This is a genomic window from Bremerella sp. JC817 (genome assembly GCF_040718835.1).
Lineage (GTDB): Bacteria > Planctomycetota > Planctomycetia > Pirellulales > Pirellulaceae > Bremerella.
Window position 1 is genome coordinate 1 of the sequence record NZ_JBFEFG010000242.1, and the last position, 325, is coordinate 325.

At 52.3% G+C, this 325-nt stretch carries 1 protein-coding gene; it reads right to left on the reverse strand.

Going from position 1 to position 325, the window contains the following annotated elements; translation table 11 throughout:
- Positions 1-144: 144 nt before the first annotated feature.
- The coding region (locus AB1L30_RS03005) for a hypothetical protein (protein WP_367011877.1) at positions 145-325 on the reverse strand (181 nt) is incomplete at its 5' end.

The window sequence follows — 325 nt, forward strand, 5'->3', positions numbered from 1 at the left end:
TCCCGTGGTCCGAAAATTGGGGTCCACTTCACACCTCCAAGCGTTTGTTCAATGATGTATCGAGTGATGAACTCAGGCGTATAAAACGCTCCTTCCTTTTTGCGTCGGGTCTTGTGTTTTTCTTTGCCAAGTGGCTTAACCAGATTAACGGGACGCTTCAGAGTAAGTTTCGCGGAAATTCATCGACGGCGTCAGCTCGACCTCGCCATCGAAACTCAACTGATCGAGCTGAGGCAACGCGATCACTTTATCCCAGCCTGCCATCGTCAGCTTCGGCGAGGAAAGGAAGACGGCGCGAACCTCCGGATTCTGGGCGATGATCAGG